This window comes from Moorena sp. SIO1F2 (assembly GCF_010672755.1).
Classification (GTDB): Bacteria; Cyanobacteriota; Cyanobacteriia; order Cyanobacteriales; family Coleofasciculaceae; genus Moorena.
The window spans coordinates 26613-48372 of record NZ_JAAHFV010000008.1 but is presented as its reverse complement, the minus strand read 5'-3'; the positions used below and the strand labels follow the sequence as shown (position 1 = coordinate 48372).

The 21760-nt window shown below is 43.5% G+C and carries 24 protein-coding genes, 1 tRNA gene and 1 pseudogene; 13 read left to right on the top strand and 13 right to left on the bottom strand.

Annotated elements, in window-relative coordinates:
• Positions 1 to 451 precede the first annotated feature (451 nt).
• From F6J94_RS02285 to F6J94_RS02275, 3 genes are all read right to left on the bottom strand, one after another.
• Entirely contained in the window at positions 452 to 583 is a 132-nt protein-coding gene (locus F6J94_RS02285) for a hypothetical protein (RefSeq protein WP_293036493.1), read from the bottom strand.
• 316 nt (positions 584 to 899) lie between these two features.
• Positions 900 to 4067: a CHAT domain-containing protein gene (locus F6J94_RS02280; RefSeq protein WP_293036491.1), complete on the bottom strand. Its 3168-nt coding sequence runs from the start codon at positions 4065 to 4067 to the stop codon at positions 900 to 902.
• A 34-nt stretch (positions 4068 to 4101) separates the two neighbouring features.
• Positions 4102 to 5052 (bottom strand): hypothetical protein, encoded by a 951-nt coding sequence (locus F6J94_RS02275; protein WP_293036489.1) that lies wholly within the window; start codon positions 5050 to 5052, stop codon positions 4102 to 4104.
• Between the two features lie 678 nt (positions 5053 to 5730).
• Between F6J94_RS02275 and F6J94_RS02270 the strand changes: the two genes are divergently transcribed.
• From F6J94_RS02270 to F6J94_RS02260, 3 genes and pseudogenes are all read left to right on the top strand, one after another.
• Complete coding sequence (locus tag F6J94_RS02270) at positions 5731 to 6594, top strand: Rpn family recombination-promoting nuclease/putative transposase (RefSeq protein ID WP_293036487.1); 864 nt, start codon at positions 5731 to 5733, stop codon at positions 6592 to 6594.
• A 535-nt stretch (positions 6595 to 7129) separates the two neighbouring features.
• Positions 7130 to 7423, top strand: a pseudogene (locus F6J94_RS02265) (pentapeptide repeat-containing protein); the annotation flags it as partial.
• Positions 7424 to 7470: 47 nt separating this feature from the next.
• The gene (locus F6J94_RS02260; RefSeq protein WP_293036485.1) at positions 7471 to 7713 is read left to right on the top strand and encodes a hypothetical protein; all 243 of its coding nucleotides are present in this window, start codon (positions 7471 to 7473) and stop codon (positions 7711 to 7713) included.
• A gap of 203 nt (positions 7714 to 7916) precedes the next feature.
• Here the strand turns inward: F6J94_RS02260 and F6J94_RS02255 are convergent, their stop codons facing one another.
• Entirely contained in the window at positions 7917 to 8291 is a 375-nt protein-coding gene (locus tag F6J94_RS02255) for a Nif11-like leader peptide family natural product precursor (protein WP_293036483.1), read from the bottom strand.
• 82 nt (positions 8292 to 8373) lie between these two features.
• The gene (locus tag F6J94_RS02250) at positions 8374 to 9216 is read right to left on the bottom strand and encodes an inositol monophosphatase family protein (RefSeq protein ID WP_293036481.1); all 843 of its coding nucleotides are present in this window, start codon (positions 9214 to 9216) and stop codon (positions 8374 to 8376) included.
• Positions 9217 to 9237: 21 nt separating this feature from the next.
• On the opposite strand from F6J94_RS02250, the gene F6J94_RS02245 reads away from it, so the two are divergent.
• Entirely contained in the window at positions 9238 to 9468 is a 231-nt protein-coding gene (locus F6J94_RS02245) for a hypothetical protein (protein ID WP_293036479.1), read from the top strand.
• Positions 9469 to 9565: 97 nt separating this feature from the next.
• Here the strand turns inward: F6J94_RS02245 and F6J94_RS02240 are convergent, their stop codons facing one another.
• Both F6J94_RS02240 and F6J94_RS02235 read right to left on the bottom strand, forming a co-directional pair.
• On the bottom strand, positions 9566 to 10012 hold the full coding sequence (locus F6J94_RS02240) for a thermonuclease family protein (protein WP_293036477.1): 447 nt from the start codon (positions 10010 to 10012) through the stop codon (positions 9566 to 9568).
• A 109-nt stretch (positions 10013 to 10121) separates the two neighbouring features.
• On the bottom strand, positions 10122 to 10490 hold the full coding sequence (locus tag F6J94_RS02235) for a 2Fe-2S iron-sulfur cluster-binding protein (RefSeq protein ID WP_075905329.1): 369 nt from the start codon (positions 10488 to 10490) through the stop codon (positions 10122 to 10124).
• A gap of 84 nt (positions 10491 to 10574) precedes the next feature.
• Here F6J94_RS02235 and F6J94_RS02230 point away from each other — a divergent pair.
• From F6J94_RS02230 to F6J94_RS02210, 5 genes are all read left to right on the top strand, one after another.
• Positions 10575 to 10661, top strand: a tRNA-Ser gene (locus tag F6J94_RS02230).
• Between the two features lie 76 nt (positions 10662 to 10737).
• Positions 10738 to 10863, top strand: a complete 126-nt coding sequence (locus F6J94_RS02225; protein WP_293036474.1) for a hypothetical protein — start codon at positions 10738 to 10740, stop codon at positions 10861 to 10863.
• A gap of 233 nt (positions 10864 to 11096) precedes the next feature.
• The gene (locus F6J94_RS02220) at positions 11097 to 11783 is read left to right on the top strand and encodes a carbonic anhydrase (protein WP_293036472.1); all 687 of its coding nucleotides are present in this window, start codon (positions 11097 to 11099) and stop codon (positions 11781 to 11783) included.
• A gap of 214 nt (positions 11784 to 11997) precedes the next feature.
• Complete coding sequence (locus F6J94_RS02215) at positions 11998 to 12375, top strand: transposase (protein ID WP_293036470.1); 378 nt, start codon at positions 11998 to 12000, stop codon at positions 12373 to 12375.
• 94 nt (positions 12376 to 12469) lie between these two features.
• Positions 12470 to 13576: a hypothetical protein gene (locus F6J94_RS02210; protein WP_293036468.1), complete on the top strand. Its 1107-nt coding sequence runs from the start codon at positions 12470 to 12472 to the stop codon at positions 13574 to 13576.
• A 75-nt stretch (positions 13577 to 13651) separates the two neighbouring features.
• Here the strand turns inward: F6J94_RS02210 and F6J94_RS02205 are convergent, their stop codons facing one another.
• Both F6J94_RS02205 and F6J94_RS02200 read right to left on the bottom strand, forming a co-directional pair.
• Complete coding sequence (locus tag F6J94_RS02205) at positions 13652 to 13882, bottom strand: hypothetical protein (RefSeq protein ID WP_293036466.1); 231 nt, start codon at positions 13880 to 13882, stop codon at positions 13652 to 13654.
• Between the two features lie 121 nt (positions 13883 to 14003).
• Positions 14004 to 14150 (bottom strand): hypothetical protein, encoded by a 147-nt coding sequence (locus F6J94_RS02200; protein ID WP_293036464.1) that lies wholly within the window; start codon positions 14148 to 14150, stop codon positions 14004 to 14006.
• Between the two features lie 23 nt (positions 14151 to 14173).
• Between F6J94_RS02200 and F6J94_RS02195 the strand changes: the two genes are divergently transcribed.
• Both F6J94_RS02195 and F6J94_RS02190 read left to right on the top strand, forming a co-directional pair.
• Positions 14174 to 14458 (top strand): hypothetical protein, encoded by a 285-nt coding sequence (locus F6J94_RS02195; protein ID WP_293036462.1) that lies wholly within the window; start codon positions 14174 to 14176, stop codon positions 14456 to 14458.
• 171 nt (positions 14459 to 14629) lie between these two features.
• Positions 14630 to 16792 (top strand): ABC transporter substrate-binding protein, encoded by a 2163-nt coding sequence (locus F6J94_RS02190; protein ID WP_293036460.1) that lies wholly within the window; start codon positions 14630 to 14632, stop codon positions 16790 to 16792.
• On the opposite strand, the gene cofG is transcribed toward F6J94_RS02190, so the two are convergent.
• The 3 genes from cofG to F6J94_RS02175 form a co-directional block, all read right to left on the bottom strand.
• Positions 16767 to 17789 (bottom strand): 7,8-didemethyl-8-hydroxy-5-deazariboflavin synthase subunit CofG, encoded by a 1023-nt coding sequence (gene cofG, locus F6J94_RS02185; RefSeq protein ID WP_293036458.1) that lies wholly within the window; start codon positions 17787 to 17789, stop codon positions 16767 to 16769. The genes F6J94_RS02190 and cofG overlap by 26 nt on opposite strands.
• Before the next feature lie 133 nt (positions 17790 to 17922).
• Complete coding sequence (locus F6J94_RS02180; RefSeq protein ID WP_293036456.1) at positions 17923 to 18555, bottom strand: helix-turn-helix transcriptional regulator; 633 nt, start codon at positions 18553 to 18555, stop codon at positions 17923 to 17925.
• Between the two features lie 419 nt (positions 18556 to 18974).
• Complete coding sequence (locus F6J94_RS02175; RefSeq protein WP_293036454.1) at positions 18975 to 19280, bottom strand: hypothetical protein; 306 nt, start codon at positions 19278 to 19280, stop codon at positions 18975 to 18977.
• A 543-nt stretch (positions 19281 to 19823) separates the two neighbouring features.
• Between F6J94_RS02175 and psbA the strand changes: the two genes are divergently transcribed.
• Positions 19824 to 20903 (top strand): photosystem II q(b) protein, encoded by a 1080-nt coding sequence (psbA, locus tag F6J94_RS02170; RefSeq protein ID WP_070395652.1) that lies wholly within the window; start codon positions 19824 to 19826, stop codon positions 20901 to 20903.
• Here psbA and F6J94_RS02165 read toward each other — a convergent pair.
• On the bottom strand, positions 20900 to 21154 hold the full coding sequence (locus F6J94_RS02165) for a hypothetical protein (protein WP_293036450.1): 255 nt from the start codon (positions 21152 to 21154) through the stop codon (positions 20900 to 20902). The two genes, psbA and F6J94_RS02165, sit on opposite strands and share 4 nt — an antisense overlap.
• 155 nt (positions 21155 to 21309) lie before the next feature.
• On the opposite strand from F6J94_RS02165, the gene F6J94_RS02160 reads away from it, so the two are divergent.
• Positions 21310 to 21699: a hypothetical protein gene (locus tag F6J94_RS02160; RefSeq protein ID WP_293036448.1), complete on the top strand. Its 390-nt coding sequence runs from the start codon at positions 21310 to 21312 to the stop codon at positions 21697 to 21699.
• Positions 21700 to 21760: the final 61 nt, after the last annotated feature.

Here is a 21760-nt window from a genome sequence, read left to right as displayed (position 1 = left end):
TCTTAATTCTTAATTCTTAATTCTTAATTCTTAATTCTTAATTCTTAATTCTTAATTCTTAATTCTTAATTCTTAATTCTTAATTCTTAATTCTTAATTCTTAATTCTTAATTCTTAATTCTTAATTATCCTTGACAAATTAAACTATAATCATTATAATTATAGTTATAACCTAAAAAACAATTTCTCGATTATGCATCAAAATTATCAGCCCAATTCAAACAATAATTCAAACGGATTCATTGTTCCGTACATTTTGAAAGGGTCTCGCCAGCAAATCACCCATACCGCCTATATCCTGAATGCTCTTGGCTACATCCAAATTTCGGAATGGGGTCCTCTTCAGCCCACTGGAACTCCAGACGAATATATTACGATGATCACCAGATATTGGATTTGGCGTTAACACCTTAAATTTCTGGGGGGGTTTCCCCCCCTGGCCAAAGGCCAATCACATCCGATCAGGATTGGATTGCTGAGAAAATTGAGTGCATAGTCGAAAAATCCTAGCCGTGGAAAGTATTTCTGCGGCTACTTTTTTTTGGTTAGCAGGTTGAAGGTTAGTTGGTTGAAGGTTAGTCATAATTTAGAATTTAGAATGAAGAATGAAGAATGAAGAATTTAGTTTTGTAGGGTGGGCAAGGGGAAATAAATTGCTTGGAGCGCTTGGGTTGAGCAATCACCTTGCCCACCCTACAGGATCTGACTTTTTGGTGGGCAAAATTCCTAGAGTTTTCCCTACAGCTGATCTGTGCTCACCTTTTGCCCACCCTACAGGATATCAATTCTAAATTCTCCATTCTCCATTCTCCATTCTAAATTCTTCATTCTCCATTCTCCATTCTAAATTCTTCATTCTTCATTCTTCATTCTTCATTCTTCATTCTTCATTCTTCATTCTAAATTCCTTGGGAAACAAAACCAGCCCAAAAGAAAGGATGAGCAAAGGGAAAATCATCCTTACTCAAAGACTCCAAACGCTTTGGCTGTATCTCGAATTTATCGACAATGTCGATCCACTTATCTAACTCTTCTTCATCTCCCTGATCCTTAGCATTCTGTTTAGCAGCTTTGGCCTCCGTTAACTTGTGTTCCAGATGTTCCGTTAACTGACGCTGATAGTTATCAGCAAACTCCTTTCCCGTTAAATTGCGCAATTTAATTTGCCCTTGCTGTAGTGCTTGGCAACAGCTCATCCCTGACCTGCGGCCATGGTAGTAAAAAATTGCTAATAAAGCACTGGCCAAATCATCTACGGACCACTGGGTACTAACCACACTCCTGGCTCCAGCACAGAGAAAACCCGTAGCTAGACTAAGCAAATCATCAGTTTCTTTGGTAACAGTGAAATTAACCTCGCAGGCTGAGGCAAAAACTTCTGAAAGATTGGGCATGCGCCAACCAGGAGTTAAGAGTTGACCGAGGGTAAGGGAACCATCTCCTAACCTTAACTCAGATTTCAAGGGCTCCATGAAGTTAGATTTGGCATGATGGCTGGAGTGGAAGATATGCACTTGCTGGGCTAAGGTTTGGTATGATTTGACCGTGGCATTCCGTCCTTGTAAGCGCTGCTCAGCAGGAACTTGATACATTTCCGCCAGGGTTTTGCATTCAAAACTGGTAAAGGGCAGATCCTCCGTAGCATCTTCGACTATACCCATTTCCTGACCTGCAATTGCTGGGCGTTGGTGACAATAGTGCAGGATTTGGCAACTGGGAACCAAGCGAATACGAAAGCGATCGCATAAATAAGTAGTGTTGGTAACAGGTTTAGTGGCAGAGACTTTGGAGGATTTGCTGGCGAAGACCATACCGCGAGTTTGGGGAAGATCCCCCCTAACCCCCCTTAACAAGGGGGGGACGATTGCGGCATTTTCTGTTAATAAACCCTCTTGCTCCGCCGTTTTTAAGGGTAATAAACCCTCTTGCTCCCCCCTTATTAAGGGGGGCTGGGGGGGATCCACAATCGGCAACGCAGCAAAAGGAATCTGATGCAAAGCTAAATGAGGCACAATAATCAACTCCTCAATCCCAGTCAGATATTTTGCCACCAGCTCCTGCAACTGCAAGCGCTCAGCAAGTTCCTGAAGAAAATCCCCCATCTTCTCTTTCCATTCACTTTGTGCCTTAAGATAGGGATTGAACCAGTTTTTTACAATCCAATTCTGTAACTTATCCACCCCCTGCCCAACACAAGTAAAAACTTGAGGACTGCGATCCTTACGTAGGATAAAAATATGAGTATCCTTTATTGTTGTGTAAAAACTAAGCAGAGCAGTCGTTGGTTCCTCGATTAACTGCTGGATTTGCTGCCAATCGAGATGCTCCACTTGAATTTGTCCTGCCAAAACCGGGTCATAGCGGCGCAGTTGTTGCCAAACTTGCTGTTTTTGTGCCTCTAATTCCTGGATTTCTTTCTGGTATTGTAATAAAGCGTCCCTAGTTAAGGATTGACCAGATTGCTTTGCTCCCATTCCCAATGACAGGGTTTTATCAGGACTTCCTGCCAAAACTGGAACAGCTTCCGAAGCAGAACCAAAACGGAGGAGATTGATACGCTGTTGCAATTCCTCGTAGTCCAGCAAAAGCTGTTTTAGTTCTGGGAGAATTTTTCCCCCTTGGTAGAGTTCATTACTAGCCATCATATCTACCAAGCCTTGGGCACGAGAACGTTCAGTATATTCCACTGCTTTCTCGATCTGACCTAAATTGAGGCAAGCTTGTACTATGTTGTCATACACGTCAATGGCATCACGCATAATTTCTTGGCGACGCTCCTCATCAATTGCCCAACTCCGGCTTTGTTCTACCGCTTGGATAGCTAGGGCATAGCTTTCGATAGCTAGTTGCCAATTGTTATTTTCCAGAGCAACGTTACCTAAATTGCTAGCTGTTTGCATAGAATCGAAAGGGAAGTTTGCTGGAGTAAGGATTTGTAGAGCATTTCCATAAGCAGTGATGGCTTGTTCTATATTATCGGCTCTCTCCCTTTTAATTCTTTTTTTATAAGCATTGCCGAGATTGTTTTGAGTGGTTGCCCAATCTTGGGGAAATGCCGACTTTGTACGGATTTGTAGGGCATTTTCATAATGAGCAATGGCTTGTTCGATATTATCGGCTCTATCTCCTTTTATTCTATCACAGTAGGCATTGCCGAGATTGTTTTGAGTCATTGCCCAATCTTGGGTAAATGCCAACTTTGTACGGATTTGTAGGGCATTTTCATAATGAGCGATCGCTTGTTCGATATTATCGGCTCTATCTCCTTTTATTCTATTAAAGTAGGCATTACCGAGATTGTTTTGAGTGGATGCCCAATCTTGGGGAAATGCCAACTTGGTAAGGATTTGTAGGGCATTTTTATAATGAGCAATAGCTTGTTCGATATTATCTGCCCTATCTCCTTTGATTCTGATCGAGTAGGCAGCGCCGAGATTGTTTTGAGTGGTTGCCCAATCTTGGGGAAATGCGGACTTGGTACGGATTTCTAGGGCATTTTGATAATGAGCAATGGCTTGTTCTATATTATCGGCGATCTCCCCCTTTATTTTGTATAAGTAGGCATTGCCGAGATTGTTTTGAGTCATTGCCCAATCTTGGGGAAATGCCGACTTAGTACTGATTTGTAGGGCATTTTTATAATGAGCAATAGCTTGTTCGATATTATCGGCTCTCTCCCCTTTGATTCTGTCAGAGTAGGCAGCACCGAGATTGTTTTGAGTGGTTGCCCAATCTTGGGGAAATGCCTCCAAGGTAAAAACTGTGGCAACGACTTGATAACTAGCAATGGCAATTTCTAGGTTATTAGCTATGTTACCTAGAGTTAATTGTCGAATTAAATTGCCGAAGTTGCCAATAACTTTAGCAAGATATTCAGCTTCTTTTGGCTGAAGTTGAGGGAGGGTTTCCCTTGCCCGAAATTGCAGTATTGGCCCTAAGTTGTCATCTAGCTTGTCTAGGTTGTCTTTTAGTAGGGGGTAAACTGACTGAGGGCTAGGGTTAGTTGCGACTGCCCATAAAATGGACATTAAGAAGTTGCAATACTCTTGAAATCGTTGTTCATCCATAGTATTTTCCTATTCTATTTCCTGTTACCTAATTCTAAGCAGATGCTTCTACTACCTGGAAAGAGCGATAAAATGCTTGCCAATTATGGCTATCTTCTGCCAACCTTGTCCACAATTCCTTAAGCCGTTCGAGATTCCAAATGGGAGCTGGTTCTTCTTGATTAGGCGTTAACCAAGGTAAATTTAAGGAATCTTCTAAGACAATGGCCATAAACTCCTCTTGCCCTACCCTATCAAATTTTATCTCTTCACACATTGCCCCTGACTGAGGCATCAGCATTTTCTTCTCTTTGAGTCGATTAACTGGAGCAAAAGCTTGGGAAGGACAAACTACATAGTTGGTATCTAAACCCCGATTTAATAACAACAGATGCTCTTGGTCACAATCTAGATCCACATGCATATAGTAGGGAATGTTTAAACCAATTACAGGCTTCTTGCCTCGGGGTACAACCAAAGCTTTGTTGTAAATAGGATCTGGAGTAAAACGAAGCCAATGGGAAGGCGATGCCGCTTCTTTAATCAGGGTTTGCCAAAGCCCATCCATTTCCCAGTAAGGAAATTTATGCTCCCATAACCAGCGATAAGCAATTCGCCAGGGAGATTGTTTATCATCCGCTGGTCTTCCTTTTGAGCGGTTGTCCAAATTTACCCCATTTTTTGGCATTTCCTCCCCAAACTGCTTTTTCAGCTTTTTCAGGACTTCCGCCAGGGTAGCATTAATGCTTTGTTCATTAAACGCTCCCAGTTTTTTATCCATTTTGCGAGCAATCTCCACATTCTCTTCTTGCCAGTTTTCAGGACTAAAACGCAGTTGAAAGCATAGTTTTTGGGTTTCGGAGCTTTTCGATATCGGGAAAATATTGTCAGCTATATATTCAATGAACTGTTGTTGTTGAGATTGTTGGTTGGTCATGGTATTTATCCTAAGAAAGGGAGCAGGGAGCAGGGAGCAGGGAGTAGGGAGTAGGGAGTAGGGTGGCACAGGCTTCTAGCCTGTGAAACTTAACTCTCATAAGCTGTTCGCGTAGCGTGCGCATAGCGCATTAGCTGATAGCTGACCGCTGAATGCTTAACTAAATTATGCCATGTAGATTGCGAATTGTGTTAGCTAATTCAAAATTTTTATTTGTTTTTATTTTAGCATATTTTAGTTTATTAATTAATACTTAAAACGCCTATTTTTATTTAAGTATATTTTCCAGTAAATACCGTCACAAATTTTTATATCAAAGCCCTATACACCTATTTTTTTACTCCATAAGCTAGAAGTCAGATGCATTTAATTTAAACATCATGGCCATGACCAAGAAGACTAATCGCAACCGAAAACGTTGGCTATTAATAGAGTTCGTTGTGGAGTTACTAGCTTTGTTCCTTGATGCAAACCTAATCATAGTGTTGAATCTTTGCTTGTTGATTTGGCGTTGGCTCAGGGAAAAAGAAGAGGAGTAGGGTCGATATCATAGTTGTAAAAAAGAAAGTAAGTGTGGGAATGGTGGGGAGATGGGGAGTGTAAGCTCAACAGGATTTTTTTCCCTCTTCCCTGTTCCCTGTTCCCTAAAATCAAGCAATTTGTACCTAACAGCAATTGCAAATTGCTGTATCATAGTTGTAGTCTACTAATTTTTTGAGTAAACGCACCCTCAGGCCAATATCAGCCATGAAATTCATCAGCCCCAAAACCGACTTTGCCTTTAAAAAAATCTTTGCCTCCCAGGAAAGTAAGCCGATTCTGATTAGCTTCCTCAATGCTCTTGTCTATCACAATCAACCTCTCATCGAAGATTTGGAAATTATTGATCCTTATCAGTCTTCTCCTCTGCCAATCCTCAAAGACTCTTTCCTCGATGTGAAAGCTAAGCTGAAGGATGGTTCTCTAGTGATTATTGAAATGCAGGTTTTGCAGGTAGAGTCTTTTGCTCGTCGAGTTTTATATAACGCAGCTAAAGCTTACTCACTACAATTAGGTAAAGGGGAAGGCTACCGTTATCTCAAACCAGTGATTGCTCTGACCATTACCGATTTTATTATGTTTCCTGAGCATAATCAGGTAATTAATCATTTTGAGTTCCGAGAAAAAAGTACCAACATCAGCTACGTAGAAAATCACTTACAATTATTGTTTGTAGAGTTACCGAAGTTTGAGAAACAGTTGGAGGAGTTAGAAGAATTGGATGAGTTGTGGATGTATTTTTTAAAAAATGCCCCTTCCTTAGATACAGTCCCAGAGAAAATGGCACAACTCCCAGAGTTTAAACAGGCATTTGGGATTGCTTCTCAGGCGAATTTAACCAGGAAAGAGTTGGAGGAACTAGGAAAACGAGAAATGTTTATTCATGACCAACAAGGGCTGATTCTATTTGCTGATAAACAAGGGATAGAAAAAGGAATGAAACAAGGGAGAGAAGAAGGGGAGAAAGAAAAAGCCCAAACAATTGCACGCCAACTTATGCCTCTTTTGGATGATGAAACGATTAGCCAAACTACTGGCATACCTGTAGAGGAAATTAGGAAGCTTCGCTGAACAAGTCAAAAGGCAATAGACTAATGAAGAATGAAGAATGAAGAATTTAGAATGAAGAATTTAGAATGAAGAATTTAGAATGAAGAATTTAGAATGAAGAATGAAGAATTTAGAATGAAGAATGAAGAATGAAGAATGAAGAATTTAGAATGAAGAATGAAGAATTTAGAATGAAGAATTTAGAATGAATTTTTAGCATTAGCCAGTTTTGTAGGGTGGGCAAGGGGAAATAAATTGGTTGGAGCGCTTGGGTTGACCAATCACCTTGCCCACCAGGATTAACTGTGGCTAGCTCGCTTGGCTTTTGGCGTTGCTGAATCAACTAATGAATAGCAGTAGAGTGGGCATCTTGCCCGCTCGACCAGATATTGATAACGGGCAAGATGCCCGTTCCACCAAGATGCCCATTCTACAGGTGCGACCCAAGGGCGCGAGGGATTGCTCGCGCCCTTGGAGGCGCGCACCTACTCTTAAAACCAGATGATCGCGCATTCATTCGAAGATTCAGCAACGCCAACCCTGACGGGGTGTCAATCTCAGTAGTCTTAATCTCAGCCATGCTGACTTAAGTGATACTGACTTAAGGGATGCCAAACTCAGTGGGGCTGACTTGAGTGGCGCTGACTTGAGTGGCGCTGACTTGAGTGGCGCTAGCTTGATTTCAGCAAACTTAAGCCATGCTAATCTCAGTAATGCCCAAGTCACAGGAACTCGGTTTGGCAAAAATCCCGGTCTGCTTGAACAGACCAAGGATAACCTAATCAAGGGAGGAGGGATATGGGAACCTAGTATCACAGAAGTGCTTCTGGCATTGATCGAGTTAAATTAACCCATAAACTAGAGCAAGACCCCCGTTTTGCAGCTCGTTTTTATCGATTGCTTGCTGCTGCTATTGCTGATCGAATACACCTGACCACAATTAGCTTACTTTACTTCGAGAAAGAGTATCAGATAGAAGACCCGATGGCGACTCACCTGAAGATTGATGAACTAACAACCTCTAGTCACTATCGGTTCATGGCGAAACCGATTCATAAGGACTCAATCAAAACCTATGAAAAAGTTATTTTAGACAAAACTAAGGCAGCGTTACTGATTAATGGAGTGATTGAATCGTGAGCTATCAGCTATCAGTTATCAGCTATCAGCTATCAGCTATCAGTTTATGCGCTACGCGCACGCTACTTGAGGTGCTATCAGCTTTTGAATAAAATAAGCTGAAAACTGATTAATGACGGCTGACGGCTGACCACTGATGGCTGACCACTGATGGCTGACCGCTGACCGCTGACCGCTGACCGCTGACCGCTGATAGCTAAAAATTAATCCTCTTTTTTAATCACTTTAAACTCATCTAGTAATTGCACCCAAGTGATAGCATCTCTCTTGTCATAAACCCACCCGATCAGATTGATATCTCCTGTTTCCCAAGCAAATTTCCACCAAGCATCTAACTGTTCTTCTGTAACATCTAATCCTATTATTTCTTTTTTAAAAGTATCACTGTTAGGCTGACTGGACTGATGTTCCTGAATAAACTGTTGCCAGTCAGCTACGCTAAACTTAAAATCGTAATTCTGTGCTATCTTAACTACCTCGTCTGGATTTATAGTAGCTATTAGCTGCTGTTTTAAATCCTCTTGTAGAGAAACAGCATGGAAAAATTGAATAACCGTTTCTGTAGAAATTGTAGACATTAAGTATAAAAAATGCGTCACTCATGGACGCTAGTTAATCGACTTTACATCTACAATTATAATTAATGACAATTATTAATTATTATTCTTTCGAAAAAGATAAAGGCCAAGAGGATAAAGGTGGTGTCTCTAACAAGGCAGCGCTGAGACTGTCGTGAATCTTGGCATTAGTTGCCAGAATCCGCCCAGAATTAATATCAATAGGACTGCCATCATATGCGGTAACTTTACCACCAGCTTCCTGTAGGATAACGATGCCAGCGGCTATATCCCAAGGAGAAAGCCCTCGTTCCCAATAGCCATCCAATCGTCCAGTAGCAACATCACACAAATCGATGGATGCAGAACCACTACGACGAACGCCTTGAGTCAGATGAGTCAGGTAACAGAACTCGGCATAGTTGTTATCGGAAGTCTGCCGCCGGTCATAGGCAAATCCAGTCACTAACAAGCTCTTACCCAGGTCCGAGACTTGAGAAACCTTTATTGGCTGACCATTGCAGGTTGCGCCCAAGCCCACAGCTGCACACAATAACTCATCCCGAAAGGGATTATATACTGCTCCCACCTGAGGCTTGCCGTCAATCAACAATCCTACAGAGGTAGCAGCAATGGGGTATTGATGGGCATAATTAGTAGTACCATCGAGGGGGTCAATCGCCCATAGGTATTTACTTTGATTGTCTCCGAGTTGACCGGATTCTTCTGCCAGAATCGCATGGTCTGGTACATCGTTTTTGAGTATATCTAAGATTACTGCTTCTGCTTCTTTATCAGCTGCAGTGACTAAATCTCCAGGACGTCCTTTCTCTTCTACAGTTTTGAGATTGCCCCAGTAAGTTTTCAAAACATCACCAGCAGCAGTGGCAGCTTTAGCGGCAATATCAAGGAAAGTTTGTAGTTGTTCGGAGGTATGTTCTGTCATTGAGCAGATAACCTGTAGTTTATGAATTGTAAGCAGTCAGCGGTCAGCTCTCAGCAGTCAGCTCTCAGCAGTCAGTGGTCAGCGGTCAGCTTATTTTATTCAAAAGTACTTCAACTAGGGTGGCACAGGCTTTGGCCTTGGCCTTTGGCCACGCTACGCGAATGGCCACGCTGTGCGAACGACACTGTGACTGTACCAATAAGCACCTCAAGTAGCTTGGCCACAGGCCGAAAGCTGATAGCTGATAACTGATAGCTGATAGCTGATAGCTGATAGCTGATAGCTGATAGCTGATAACTGATAGCTGATAACTGATGGCTGATAGCTGATGACTAATAACTAATAACCACTAAGGATTTTGACGGCGAAATTCTGCTGGTGTCAAGCGCAAAGGCTGATCTGGGTTCCAAATCCCATAGCCCATAATTCTGGCGTATTCTTGAGCACGGGCTATTTTAGCATCATATTTGTTATTGGGGACTAGGGGTGAAGCTAAGGCACAGCCCTTAGCTACCAACTGCTCATTGACCAACACACCATCTAGCCATACATAGGCTAACCAGCGGCTATAGCGGTCTTTTTCCTCAACATCAAGCTCTAACATAACCGATTTTTGATCACCAGTTTCACTAGTTTCACTGAGCATCTTCTGTAAACAGGTTTTCGCCTGATCTCCCCAAGGCTTTTGTTTCCAGCTTGGTGCCTCTATACCAATCATCCGGATTCGTGCCATTAATGGTGGATCTTGATTGGATATCAACACATCCACCGTGTGTCCACTGATCACCCGTTGCACTTGAGCTTCAATCTGGTTGGGGACATTTGTTAATTGGCATCCCCCAAGCAAGAGCAGAAAGCAACTAAGCAGGCTCCCCGCTCTACTGCAGCTCTGCTCGGCTATTGTCCTAATCCTCATCCAGTGGCAGCCCAAACCGAACCTTCCCTTTAGCAAAATATCGACCAAACTGAAGTTCATAGACTTCATCTTCATCCTGAGTCTCTACCTCTAGGTCTGACCGGGGATAACTCACACATAATAGAGCATAGCCTTGGTCCCGCAATTGTGGAGATAGTCCCATGGCTTCCGGTTGGTAGACTTTTCCTGCCAATACTCGCACTGCGCAAGTGGTACAAGCTCCATTGCGGCAGGCAAAGGGTAGCTCTACACCCTGCTTTTCTGCGGAATGCAAGATATAGCGGTCAGTTGGCACGTTTACCTTGTGCTTAGCACCAGTTTGGCGATTATGAATCTGAATGGTGTACGATTGAGTCATTGACTTCGTATATAATTTTCTGTATAATAAGAAATCGGGCGATGAATTGAAAAAGATTCAAAGCTCCAACTGAATACTTTACCTGGAGAGGTGGCCGAGTGGTTGAAGGCGCAGCACTGGAAATGCTGTTTAGGGGCAACTTTAACGAGGGTTCGAATCCCTCCCTCTCCGTTCCAATTCAATCAATAATATCAGCATTCAGCGGTCAGCAGTCAGCGGTCAGCGGTCAGCGGTCAGCGGTCAGCCGTTGGCCAAAGCCTGTTCGTGTAGCGTGGCACAGGCTTTGGCCTTGGCCTTTGGCCACGCTACGCGAATGGCCACGCTGTGCGAACGACGCTGGGAGCTAACCCATAAGCTGATAACTGATAGCTGATAGCTGATAGCTGATAGCTGATAGCTGATAACTGATAGCTGACCGCTGATAGCTGCTAACTGATAGCTGCTAACTGATAGCTGCTAACTGATAGCTGCTAACTGATAGCTTACCGCTGATAGCTGACCGCTGACCGCTGACCGAAATACAAACCTGAAAGTCAATTAAGACGGCTATTGCCTATAAAATTATTGAAGATCCCAATTCATAGAACATCTAGCTGTAAGCCTTAAATGAAGCAGTTGATTCAAGGTCTGCATCAATTCCAGACCAATTACTTCCAGACCCACCGAGACCTATTTGAGTTACTGTCTCACGGGCAGCATCCCAGGATACTATTCATCACCTGTTCAGATTCTCGAATTGACCCGAGTCTGATTACTCAAACTGAGCCTGGTGAAATGTTCATCATCCGCAATGCCGGGAATATCATACCGCCTTATGGAGCAAGTAATGGCGGTGAACCAGCAGCAGTAGAGTATGCTATTTATGCCTTAGGCATTAATGAAATTGTCGTATGCGGTCACTATCGCTGTGGAGCGATGAAAGGTTTACTGAAAATCGACAAGCTAGAAGAGGACATGCCAGCCGTTTACCAATGGCTCAAGCATGCCGAAGCTACTCGCCGGATTATCAAAGAACACTATCAAGACTATGAAGGTGACGAACTCCTGAATGGGGCGGTGGAGGAAAACGTCCTTAACCAGCTACAAAATTTACGTACTTACCCAGTTATTCAATCTCGACTCAGAAGTGAGGACATTCGGCTTCATGGCTGGGTCTATAAGATAGAAACGGGAGAGGTTCTGGAATATAGTCCACTGCAAAAGCAGTTTGTACCCCCTCAATCCCAGTTTTCAAGAGGAGCATGGATAACACCTCAGCAGCAAGCAAGAATTTATAAAGGTTCTCCAGAATAAACTCTAAACTAAGTAATAATAAACCAGAAAAAAAGTAGATGCAACCCTGATTAGAGGTGCTATAATCCAATTAGCATCATTTTTCCTCTTAGCCTCTGGTAAACTGTTGTCAGTAGTCGTCAACAGTTTACAGCCAACAGTTAAATCAGCTTCTTAGTTTACAACAACCTATTTGCAACCCTATGTGTAGATGCCCTTGTTTGAGACATCACAGATGGTTGTCAAAAAGAAACGAAAGCTAAAAAACAAGACAGCTAGAGCAATGATGACTTGGGCATTTTATCAGTTTTCTCAAGTCTTAGAACACTTGTGTAACCGTTATGGTTCCAAGTTAGTGAGAATAACAGAAGAATACACTTCTAAAACTTGCACAAAATGTGGGCAAATTCATAGAAAACTTGGTAGTTCTAAGAATTTCAAGTGTCCACATTGCGGATACGAAATACCTAGAGATTTTAATGGAGCCGTCGGGATTTTCCTGAAGGCGATGTGGGATACCACCTTCCTTGACAGTGTTGGGGATGTAGTACTCAGCTTATCTGACTCAGACGACGTCATAAACGTCCAAGATGTCGTGATTTGTCGGGGTTAAAAGTATCAGGCACGATCCAGAATTCAGTAATAAATAATATAGGGCTAGATAAGTTAACCCGATTTATCCCATTTAATTTTAAGGACATCATGCCATGACTTCAGAAAATCCAATTCCGCCACAGTTAGGTGATATGCCAAACCCAGAAATTCAGTCCACGGATAAAAATCCGTCTAGTGAAGCACTAGTGCAAGAAGGTGTTAACCGCATCGTCACCGAGATTGTTGATTCAGCGCTAGCACGGATTAGCGACCAGCAAGAGCGGCAACTAGTGCGCCATGGTATTGCTGATATCCTCGGTAACACACTCCAGGAGTTAGTTGAAGAAAAACTGAATCAGCAGCAGTCTCAGATATCCATGGTTGGAGGCATGGCTATCGGTGATGCTGTTAATACCGGTATTAATGCCGCCAAGCAAGTACAAGACCTAGGCTTTGTGGAGTTTACTGCTGGCTTAATTAACGGCACTTTCGATGCTATTATCGCTGCGACAATCAGACAGATCGAAGCCTATGCTGAGCTGGTTGCTAACCTAGCTAAAACCCTCAAGCAGTTCGAGGCTGAGAATGTCTCTGATGCGGAGATTAACGCACACCTTAATGAAAACTACCCGGATGGAAATGGCGGCACTGTTGTACGCCCGAGCTATAAATTTCCAAACACACCTAGAGACCCAAAAACAGGGAATCCTGGCAAGGCTGGTGTTACTAAGTTACAGGAGGTAGCAAGAGCATTAGAAGCAGAAACGGCCAACCTGGAAAAACCCCTTAAACTCACTATCACACCAGAGCAGAAGAATGCTTTCACAGATGTTCAAGTCCAACTAATTCGTCGGAAACTCTCTGAGTCACTGGCACAAAGCTTGATTGATCATCTCCGGGAGATGGCAAGGCAGGGCATGGCACGGATTGTGATCACCGATGGTGAAATCCTTTCTAAACTTACCTTTAACGTTACTGCCACCGAAACAGAAACTAGACGAAAAAGCGAGTACGACCGTTTACAAGCTGGCGCTTATCTCCGAGCCAGTGCTAGGTGGGGATGGGGTCGCGCTTCTGCAAGAGCGAACTTCAACAAACTTAAAGTCAAAGCAACTAATGAAAGTTCATTTGATAACGTCACCATGAGTACTGAAATCATTGGTCAGGTTAAAATTCGCTTCCGCACCGAGACCTTCCCAATAGTAGAATCGAACGGATAACTTGATCATCTGTAAGCATTCAGCAATCAGCGATCAGCGATCAGCTATCAGCTAATACGCTACGGGCACGCTACTTTAAGGGCGTTGCTGAATCTTCGAATGAATATTCCTAGAGTGGGCATCCTGCCCGCCCCACAAGAATGAATATTCGTAGAGTGGGCAGGATGCCCGCTCCACAAGAATTAATATTCGTAGAGTGGGCATCCTGCCCGCCCGAAAATAAGCATGAAACTGGCAAGATGCCAGTTCCACGCCTGATGCCCATTCCACGGCAAGATGCCCATTCCACCTCACTCTTAAAATCATTCCATTATTAAGCAACGCCACTTTAAGTCCTATCAGCCAAAGGCTGACGGCTGACAGCTGACGGCTGAGTGCTTAGGATTTTTATTAAGGGTAATTATCCGTAAATTATATCTAGCAGTGCTCACATTACTGTTCTAATAGTAATAAGGTACACAAGATTTTGTTCCAATTCCCGATTCCCGATTCCCGATTCCCGATTCCCGATTCCTAATTCCCGATTCCCGATTCCCGATTCCCGATTCCCTGCTCCCTTATTAAATAACCTCAATCATCCCCTGTGCATCATTACCTATGGCTGACATCACACTAGGCAACTTAATTGCCCTAATCCTTGAAGAAGTATCTGACACCCTCGACCAAAAAAGTTCTGACACTACAGCAGGAACGAATTTAGAGGTTACAGATGTTTATTTTGATATTCCAGCCCATTTATACCTACAAACCGATGGGCAATTTTTAAATCAAGAGGAAACCACATCACGAGTAATGATTAGTTTACCTTCAACCCTAGAAACTCCCCCTGTCGGTAAACTAGGTCGGATCCGCATGACTATCGCTCCTGAAAAATCACTATAGCGCTACGGGCAAGGCAATAGGCAATAGGAACCCACCCCTAACCCCTCCCAGGAGGGGAAACAGATCTAGAGTTTTATTGTCTAATAAAAAAAGACCATACAGGTTTAAATATCAAATACAAACGCGCTGATAAGACTACTATTCCGAAGTTTAATTTGCTTGTAAACTACTATGACTAATGAGGAATCATTAACAGCCAGCAACGGTAATACAAAAAACAATACAAACAGCAATAAAGACGAAAACACGGAATGGCAGCTAGCGGAGATGGTTGATGCGATCGCTGCTGAAATTGACCGTGCTGAAGATACCCTTTCTTTGAAATCTTATGCCCGTGGCAAGTCGATGGCGATTAAACAGCTTAAACTGGATATAGAAGTTAAGCTGCGCCGTACCTCTGACGGGAAAATATTATTTCGGACTACAGACCCTGGAGAAAATAGCGCTACTGTTATCAAACTGGATTTTGCCCAAGTCCTAGAAAGCCAGTTACAAGGAGTGCGTAAGCAACTTGATCAACCCATCAGCACCAGGCCCCTGGCTACTCTACCTGGTATTACCGAAGCTGAAATCAAACAATTAAATGGAATTGGGATTTACTCAGTTAATGACCTTGAAGGCTACACCCAAACAGCAGCAATGGTAGCTGAACTCAGCCGCAAAACTGGAATTGCTGATTCACGGATTCGGATATGGCGACAGCTACCGTTCTTGAGTGAGGTCAAGCCAGCAAAAGGACTACCGGGAAGTCAGGTTGTGATTGAGGGAGATAATTTTGGCGATCGCGACCCTAATGCGGCAGTTTTGTTCCAAGGTCAACCAGCACAGATTCTGGAGTGGAGCAAGTCCCGTTTAATAGTTACCATGCCCGAAGTAACTGGCTCTGGTGTCTTGTTTGTGGTTATCGATGGTCAAACCACTAATCTGCTGTCTTGGGAAGCAATCAGCGTTGATTTAGGAGTGCGCAATATTACTATCATACCAGATCAACCATCAGCAGGAGAGCTGATTACCATTGAAGCTGATCTAATCAATCAAGGGAATAGTTCTTCTGATGCCTTCGAGGTACAGTGGACAGTGGATAACAAGCCGCAGCCAATCCAATCCCATGGTCCCTTGCAGCCCAATCAGCGATCGCAAGACAGCAGTATCCGTCGCCAGCTCACACTCGAAGCTGGCTCCCACACCATCCGCTTCACTGCTGATCCCAACCACAAGCATTTAGACCTCAACCGAGCTAACAGCACCTTTACCAGACAGATTGAGGTTAAAGGTCTAAACCAACTAACCATTGCTGATTTTCGTGAGATCAATACCCTTGACCCATTAGTGAACATCAACTACCCTTCAGCGGATATAAACTACGGTCCAGGGGATGTGTTGAGCCTAGTCTTCCGTGGTTTGGGTCGTCTTGATCCAAAAAGAGGGGCTTTCGTGCCGGATATTGCCACTCGTTGGTGGTGGAGTGAAAATAAGGACAAGAATACTCGACTAATTTCTTTCCAGCTGTCTGAAAATGTGAGTTTCCATGACGGAAAACAGCTTACTACAGCTGATGTGGAGTTTACCTATCAGGTATATATTAAAAAACTTAACTCAAGCCCAAATACGCGGGTAATAAACATAATCAGAGGTATCAATGTCGTTAATGATCGGATAATCAGCTTTGAAGTACTGTGGCCTTTTCTCAAAGAAGAGGAACGCAAAGACGATAATTCTGATCAAGTTGATATTGATAAGGATGATACCATTACGCCCATTGACCGGGATCAGATTCAGTCTAGGCAGAACATTGATCAGATTGAGTCTGATCAGATTGAGTCTATCGAAATCGTTGACCAATCACGCCCCCGCCCCATTGACATTGTTGAGTCTCAACTACCACGCTACATTGCCTCTGTGATGACTATCGGTATAGTACCGCGCCACGCTTACAATCAAAAAAGCTTTCAGCTGAAGCCCATTGGCAGTGGACCTTTCCAGGTTGAGACATTTGACTCAGGCAAAGAAATTGTACTGAATGCCTTTCCCAACTATGTAAAAGGTTCGCCACGATTGGATCGTATTGTGATTTCTGTCCTAGGGCAGCTTGATGCAGTCACAGAGGTGGTAAGTAGTAACAAGTATAGTGCGGCAGTGCTACCATATACTGAGAAACTCCATAGCCAGTTCAAGAACAGGAAAAATTGGACTGTAATCCCAATTCCCCTCAAAAAACCAGAGCTACTTCACCTACAATCTTCTAGTCTTCAGGAGCGATTACCCAACGATTTCGATACTAATTGGAATGCCCATCTTTGGTACTTTTCTAATGCCGTCGCTGATGGGGATTAGCTATCTCCTTAATCCGCCATCTCTCAACCACCCGTTGCAATCTCGCAGGTAACCAACTGTCATACTTAGGATAAACAGGCAAACGGGGTACTAACGTCCACCCAGCTGGTTCGATCACGTCTCGCAATCGATAACTATGGGGATGAGGATAATCGGGATTCACCTCATCCTTGGGACTAATTCCTCCTAAATCCCGTGCGCCAGCCTCCAAACAAGCTAATAGAGCAGAAGACCGTTGAGGCAATTCCCCAACAGTATCAACTAAATTGGGAGGAATTTGGATAGTAATATCCAAGGGCAAAATCTGACGCGCCTTCCGAATCACCTTTGGCAGCTGATTAATCCCGAAAGACTGACTATGAAATATTTCTGTAGTGCCCTCACTGTAAGGTTGCAAGATGACCTCTTGGATATGACCATACTCACCATGAATTTGTGCGATCGCATTTAAACTTTCCCACCAATCCTGCTCAGTTTCACCAATGCCAAACAACAAACCCGTCGTAAAGGGAATCCCCAATTCTCCCGCCCATTGCAACTGTTGTAGTCGAACTTCTGGTATCTTACTCGGAGCATAGCAGTGAACGGTTTTGAGCAACTCCGGTGTCAATTGTTCCAACATCAACCCCATAGACACATTCACCTGCTTGAGTCGCGCCATCTCCTCCCAACTCAACGGTCCAACATTAGTATGGGGCAAAAATCCCAGAGACAAAGCCAGGTCACACAAATCATAAATTCGTTGAAACCAAGCCTTGCGCCGTGAAGACCTAGGATGAACCTCACCACTAAGAATCAGAATTTCACAAACACCCTGAGACTGAAGCAACCTTAACTGATTTTCAGCATCCTCCAGACTCAACCAAGGACTGCTACCCGGTTCAGCACGAAAATTGCAGTAGCTACAGCGATTAAAGCATTCATAAGTGGGAACCAAAGTGTAGGCAGGGCTGTAGGTAATGATTTGGGAATCAGATTGGCAATCAGAAACGTTCATAGGAAAAAGCAGCAGTCAAAAGAGTCCTTTGATAATTGTTAATGGTCAATTGACACTTATCAATGATTCCCTGTTCCCTATTCCCTGTTCCCTATTCCCTACTCCCTACTCCCTACTCCCTACTCCCTATTCCCTATTCCATACTAACTAATGACTGTTGTTTAGCATAAATATTTTTCATATGCTTCTTAACAGTATTGGTAGTAATATAAAGCCGAGCCGCAATTTCTTTGTAAGACAATTTAGCTTTCCTAAGCAACCAAACTTCAGCTTCCCGGTTAGTCAATCCATATTTTTTAGCATCAGTAAGAGCAGCATTATAGCGAGAATTATGGCGATTTTCTAGAGTTACTAACAGATAAGGTTGTGCTTGATTATCCAAGACTAACCATCTGACTCTCACTCGAAAGGTTACCGAATTATCCGTTTTTATTTCTGACTCAAGAATCATTTTTTGCCCAGAAAACCAATCGCGACTATCAATTAATGCTTTGCACACTCCCCAAATTGACTCAGGTATAGAACTCATCTGTGACTTATCTTGACAGAGTTGACGACAAATGCGACTCCCACGTTCATTAGCATGAACCCACTTTCCTTGAGACGTCAGAATCAATACACCGTCAACAAACCCTTCAAGAATAGCTTGTAGAAGGAATTGAGAGTTTTTCGATTGTAAACTAGAAATTTTAGACTTATTTTCTGAATGACTGAGCTGAGCGAAACTTTTAACTTGCTGGTTAATCTGGGACTGTAAGCTATACATGTTGAATCTCCTTCAATACCCATAACGCATGCGAATTACCCAAGAACTCTATACAGAGATGGCTGAATTGAGTAACTCGTTCTGGCTTACTGATACAGTCATTGTTATAGGCGAACTCCTGTAGCTACAATGAGCAAGCTACAGATTTCTCAAATTCGTTGCATTTGTTTGCAATCAAGGGCAGCCGGGTGAAGGGACCGGGGTGCATCTCATATTTGTAAAAAAGATCGGAAGTGTGGGGCCCGGGCGCCTCTCAAGTTGTGATTTTCCTGGGTTCACACACCGATTGGTAGTCGTTCGCGTAGCGTGGCCTACGGCCAATGATTGGGTTTTTAAGGAGGATTTTCCCTGCCCTGGGAGCATTACTACTTTCAGGTCGATAAGTTACGGGTCTCTCTCCCGGCTCAGCCTGCGGTTTTTCAGCCTGTACTCATACTACTACGTCTTTTCTCTGCCGACAGTAGTAGGGTGGGCAGTGGATCAGACAGATAATCAAGCTTGCAAAGCACTTTGGTAAGCACTGCCCACCCTAGGATTCTTCTTGCTTGCCTGTTCTCTGCCGACAGTAGTAGGGTGGGCAGTGGATCAGACAGATAATCAAGCTTGCAAAGAGCCTTGGTCGGCACTGCCCACCCCAAGATTAATCCTGTGGAATCGGCATCAGGCGTGGAACGGGCATCTTGCCCGTTGTGGAACGGGCATCTTGCCCGTTGTGGAACGGGCATCTTGCCCGTTTCCTGCCCACAGGTCTAACAAACCTAATATATGGTCACGAAAGCGATCGCACCTTTTGTATTAAGTAATGTTAAGTTGTTATAGCAGTTAATCAGATAGATTCAGAAGCTTGTCATAGCGTTGGTAGGCAGTGCCCACCCTAGGATTAATCCCTAGGATTAATCAAAATTTTTCCAGCTCTGAGCAATCATTGACTAAAGCAATCACTGCTATTTTTGTTAAGCAATGTTAAGCTAATATAGCACTGGATCAAACGGATTAACCAAGCTGGCCATATAATGGCCTAAGTCTTGCCCAGTATAGGATTAATACCTTTGATTCATCCCTCGGATTAAGCAAAATGGTGCCAGCTTTCAGTAATCATTAACGAAAGCGATCGCATAGTTTTTCTTAAGTAGAGTTAAGTAGTTTTAAATAAAGTTACGATTAAACCCCGAAAATGTATTTATCTTCAGCATTGTATTAGGATAAATACAGACAGGCGAAACAAGCCTGCTGAACCTAGATAATCAAATAAACGCAATCATCCGAACATGACTACCACATTAAACCAGCGTAACGCTAACGTGTGGGATCGGTTCTGCGATTGGATCACTTCCACCAACAACCGCCTTTATGTAGGCTGGTTCGGTGTACTGATGATCCCCACATTGCTAACCGCTACCATCTGCTTCATCATCGCCTTCATCGCTGCTCCCCCTGTGGACATCGATGGCATCCGTGAGCCTGTTGCTGGCTCCTTGATCTATGGCAACAACATCATCTCTGGTGCTGTTGTTCCTTCTTCTAATGCCATTGGCTTACACTTCTACCCAATCTGGGAAGCAGCTTCCTTAGATGAGTGGCTCTACAATGGTGGTCCTTACCAGCTAATCATCTTCCACTTCCTTGTTGGTATCTTCACCTACATGGGTCGTCAGTGGGAGCTGAGCTACCGTCTAGGCATGCGTCCTTGGATCTGCGTTGCTTACAGCGCTCCCTTGGCTGCTGCTACTTCCGTGTTCCTAATCTACCCCATTGGACAAGGTTCCTTCTCCGATGGTATGCCTTTGGGAATCAGCGGTACCTTCAACTTCATGTTCGTGTTCCAAGCTGAGCACAACATTCTTATGCACCCCTTCCACATGCTGGGTGTAGCTGGCGTATTCGGCGGTTCACTGTTTAGTGCTATGCACGGTTCTTTGGTGACCTCCTCCTTAGTGCGTGAGACCACCGAAACCGAGTCTCAGAACTATGGTTACAAGTTCGGACAAGAGGAAGAAACTTACAACATCGTTGCAGCTCACGGCTACTTCGGTCGTTTGATCTTCCAATATGCGTCCTTCAACAACAGCCGTTCCTTGCACTTCTTCTTAGGTGCTTGGCCTGTAGTAGGCATCTGGTTTACCGCTTTGGGCATCAGCACCATGGCGTTCAACCTCAATGGCTTCAACTTCAACCAGAGTGTTATTGACTCTCAAGGTCATGTAATCAACACTTGGGCTGATGTACTAAACCGCGCTAACCTAGGTTTCGAGGTAATGCACGAGCGTAACGCTCATAACTTCCCTCTAGATCTAGCTGCTGGTGAAGTTACTCCTGTTGCTTTAACTGCTCCAGTTATCAACGGCTAATCTAAATTTGGCTTAATTGGCTGAGTTTGAAAAAAGCGCTCTCCGTTTGGGGGGCGCTTTTTTGTTTTTATGTAACGGGAATCGGGAATCGGGAATCGGGAATCGGGAATCGGGAATCGGGAATCGGGAATCGGGAATCGGGAATCGGGAATCGGGAATCGGGAATCGGGAATCGGGAATCGGGAATAGTGATAATATTTGACTCTGTCAGTTATTAATTTTTTTTGTACTGGTGCAATATCTAATATCAAGTTCAGATAATCAGTTATAAAAAAAATATATAGCGTTTATAGGATTTATGAGGTACGCTTTTCAAGCTCAAAGTCCCCCTTGATAAGGGGGATTTAGGGGGATCCCTTTGTACCTCATGGCATAGCGATGCAGCGCGGTCTTGGGGGTTTCCCCCATGAGCGACTGCATCAAGACAGAGAATTGCTATAGCTTTCTTCTAGTAGGTAATATCCATCCCCTGTTCCCTATTCCCTGTTCCCTATTACCTAATATTTATAACTGTTCAACCGAAAATGATATAAGTTATATGTTTCGCGATCGCTCCCTTCCTATTACTAGCAATACTCTGAAAACATTAATTACAGAGTTAGGCTCAGAATGCCAAACCGTTACCGCTTTAATCTATCAGCTTCAGTCACCTCACCTGAGTGCTAGACAACAAGCTGAGATTCTGGCAGAATTGCTGGCTGCTGCAATTCATTTGAATGTTCATTGTGGAGAAGAATTTCAGACGCTAATTGCTCAGGAGATGGAAAAATTACCGGATGATGATGAACAGGAGTAAATCGGGATTTGAAGTCAGAAGTCAGAAGCTTGAAGTCAGAAGTTTTTATAGCGTTTCTAGG

Bases quoted from the DNA above. Each gene is read 5' to 3' on its own strand.
- F6J94_RS02285 (WP_293036493.1), bottom strand. From the start codon at position 583: ATGACTAACCTTCAACCAACTAACCTTCAACCTGCTAACCAAAAAAAA.
- F6J94_RS02280 (WP_293036491.1), bottom strand. From the start codon at position 4,067: ATGGATGAACAACGATTTCAAGAGTATTGCAACTTCTTAATGTCCATT.
- F6J94_RS02270 (WP_293036487.1), top strand. From the start codon at position 5,731: ATGAAATTCATCAGCCCCAAAACCGACTTTGCCTTTAAAAAAATCTTT.
- F6J94_RS02255 (WP_293036483.1), bottom strand. From the start codon at position 8,291: ATGTCTACAATTTCTACAGAAACGGTTATTCAATTTTTCCATGCTGTT.
- F6J94_RS02250 (WP_293036481.1), bottom strand. From the start codon at position 9,216: ATGACAGAACATACCTCCGAACAACTACAAACTTTCCTTGATATTGCC.
- F6J94_RS02245 (WP_293036479.1), top strand. From the start codon at position 9,238: ATGAATTGTAAGCAGTCAGCGGTCAGCTCTCAGCAGTCAGCTCTCAGC.
- F6J94_RS02235 (WP_075905329.1), bottom strand. From the start codon at position 10,490: ATGACTCAATCGTACACCATTCAGATTCATAATCGCCAAACTGGTGCT.
- F6J94_RS02220 (WP_293036472.1), top strand. From the start codon at position 11,097: ATGAAGCAGTTGATTCAAGGTCTGCATCAATTCCAGACCAATTACTTC.
- F6J94_RS02215 (WP_293036470.1), top strand. From the start codon at position 11,998: ATGGTTGTCAAAAAGAAACGAAAGCTAAAAAACAAGACAGCTAGAGCA.
- F6J94_RS02210 (WP_293036468.1), top strand. From the start codon at position 12,470: ATGACTTCAGAAAATCCAATTCCGCCACAGTTAGGTGATATGCCAAAC.
- F6J94_RS02205 (WP_293036466.1), bottom strand. From the start codon at position 13,882: ATGATTTTAAGAGTGAGGTGGAATGGGCATCTTGCCGTGGAATGGGCA.
- F6J94_RS02195 (WP_293036462.1), top strand. From the start codon at position 14,174: ATGGCTGACATCACACTAGGCAACTTAATTGCCCTAATCCTTGAAGAA.
- F6J94_RS02190 (WP_293036460.1), top strand. From the start codon at position 14,630: ATGACTAATGAGGAATCATTAACAGCCAGCAACGGTAATACAAAAAAC.
- cofG (WP_293036458.1), bottom strand. From the start codon at position 17,789: ATGAACGTTTCTGATTGCCAATCTGATTCCCAAATCATTACCTACAGC.
- F6J94_RS02180 (WP_293036456.1), bottom strand. From the start codon at position 18,555: ATGTATAGCTTACAGTCCCAGATTAACCAGCAAGTTAAAAGTTTCGCT.
- F6J94_RS02175 (WP_293036454.1), bottom strand. From the start codon at position 19,280: ATGCCCGTTCCACAACGGGCAAGATGCCCGTTCCACAACGGGCAAGAT.
- psbA (WP_070395652.1), top strand. From the start codon at position 19,824: ATGACTACCACATTAAACCAGCGTAACGCTAACGTGTGGGATCGGTTC.
- F6J94_RS02160 (WP_293036448.1), top strand. From the start codon at position 21,310: ATGAGCGACTGCATCAAGACAGAGAATTGCTATAGCTTTCTTCTAGTA.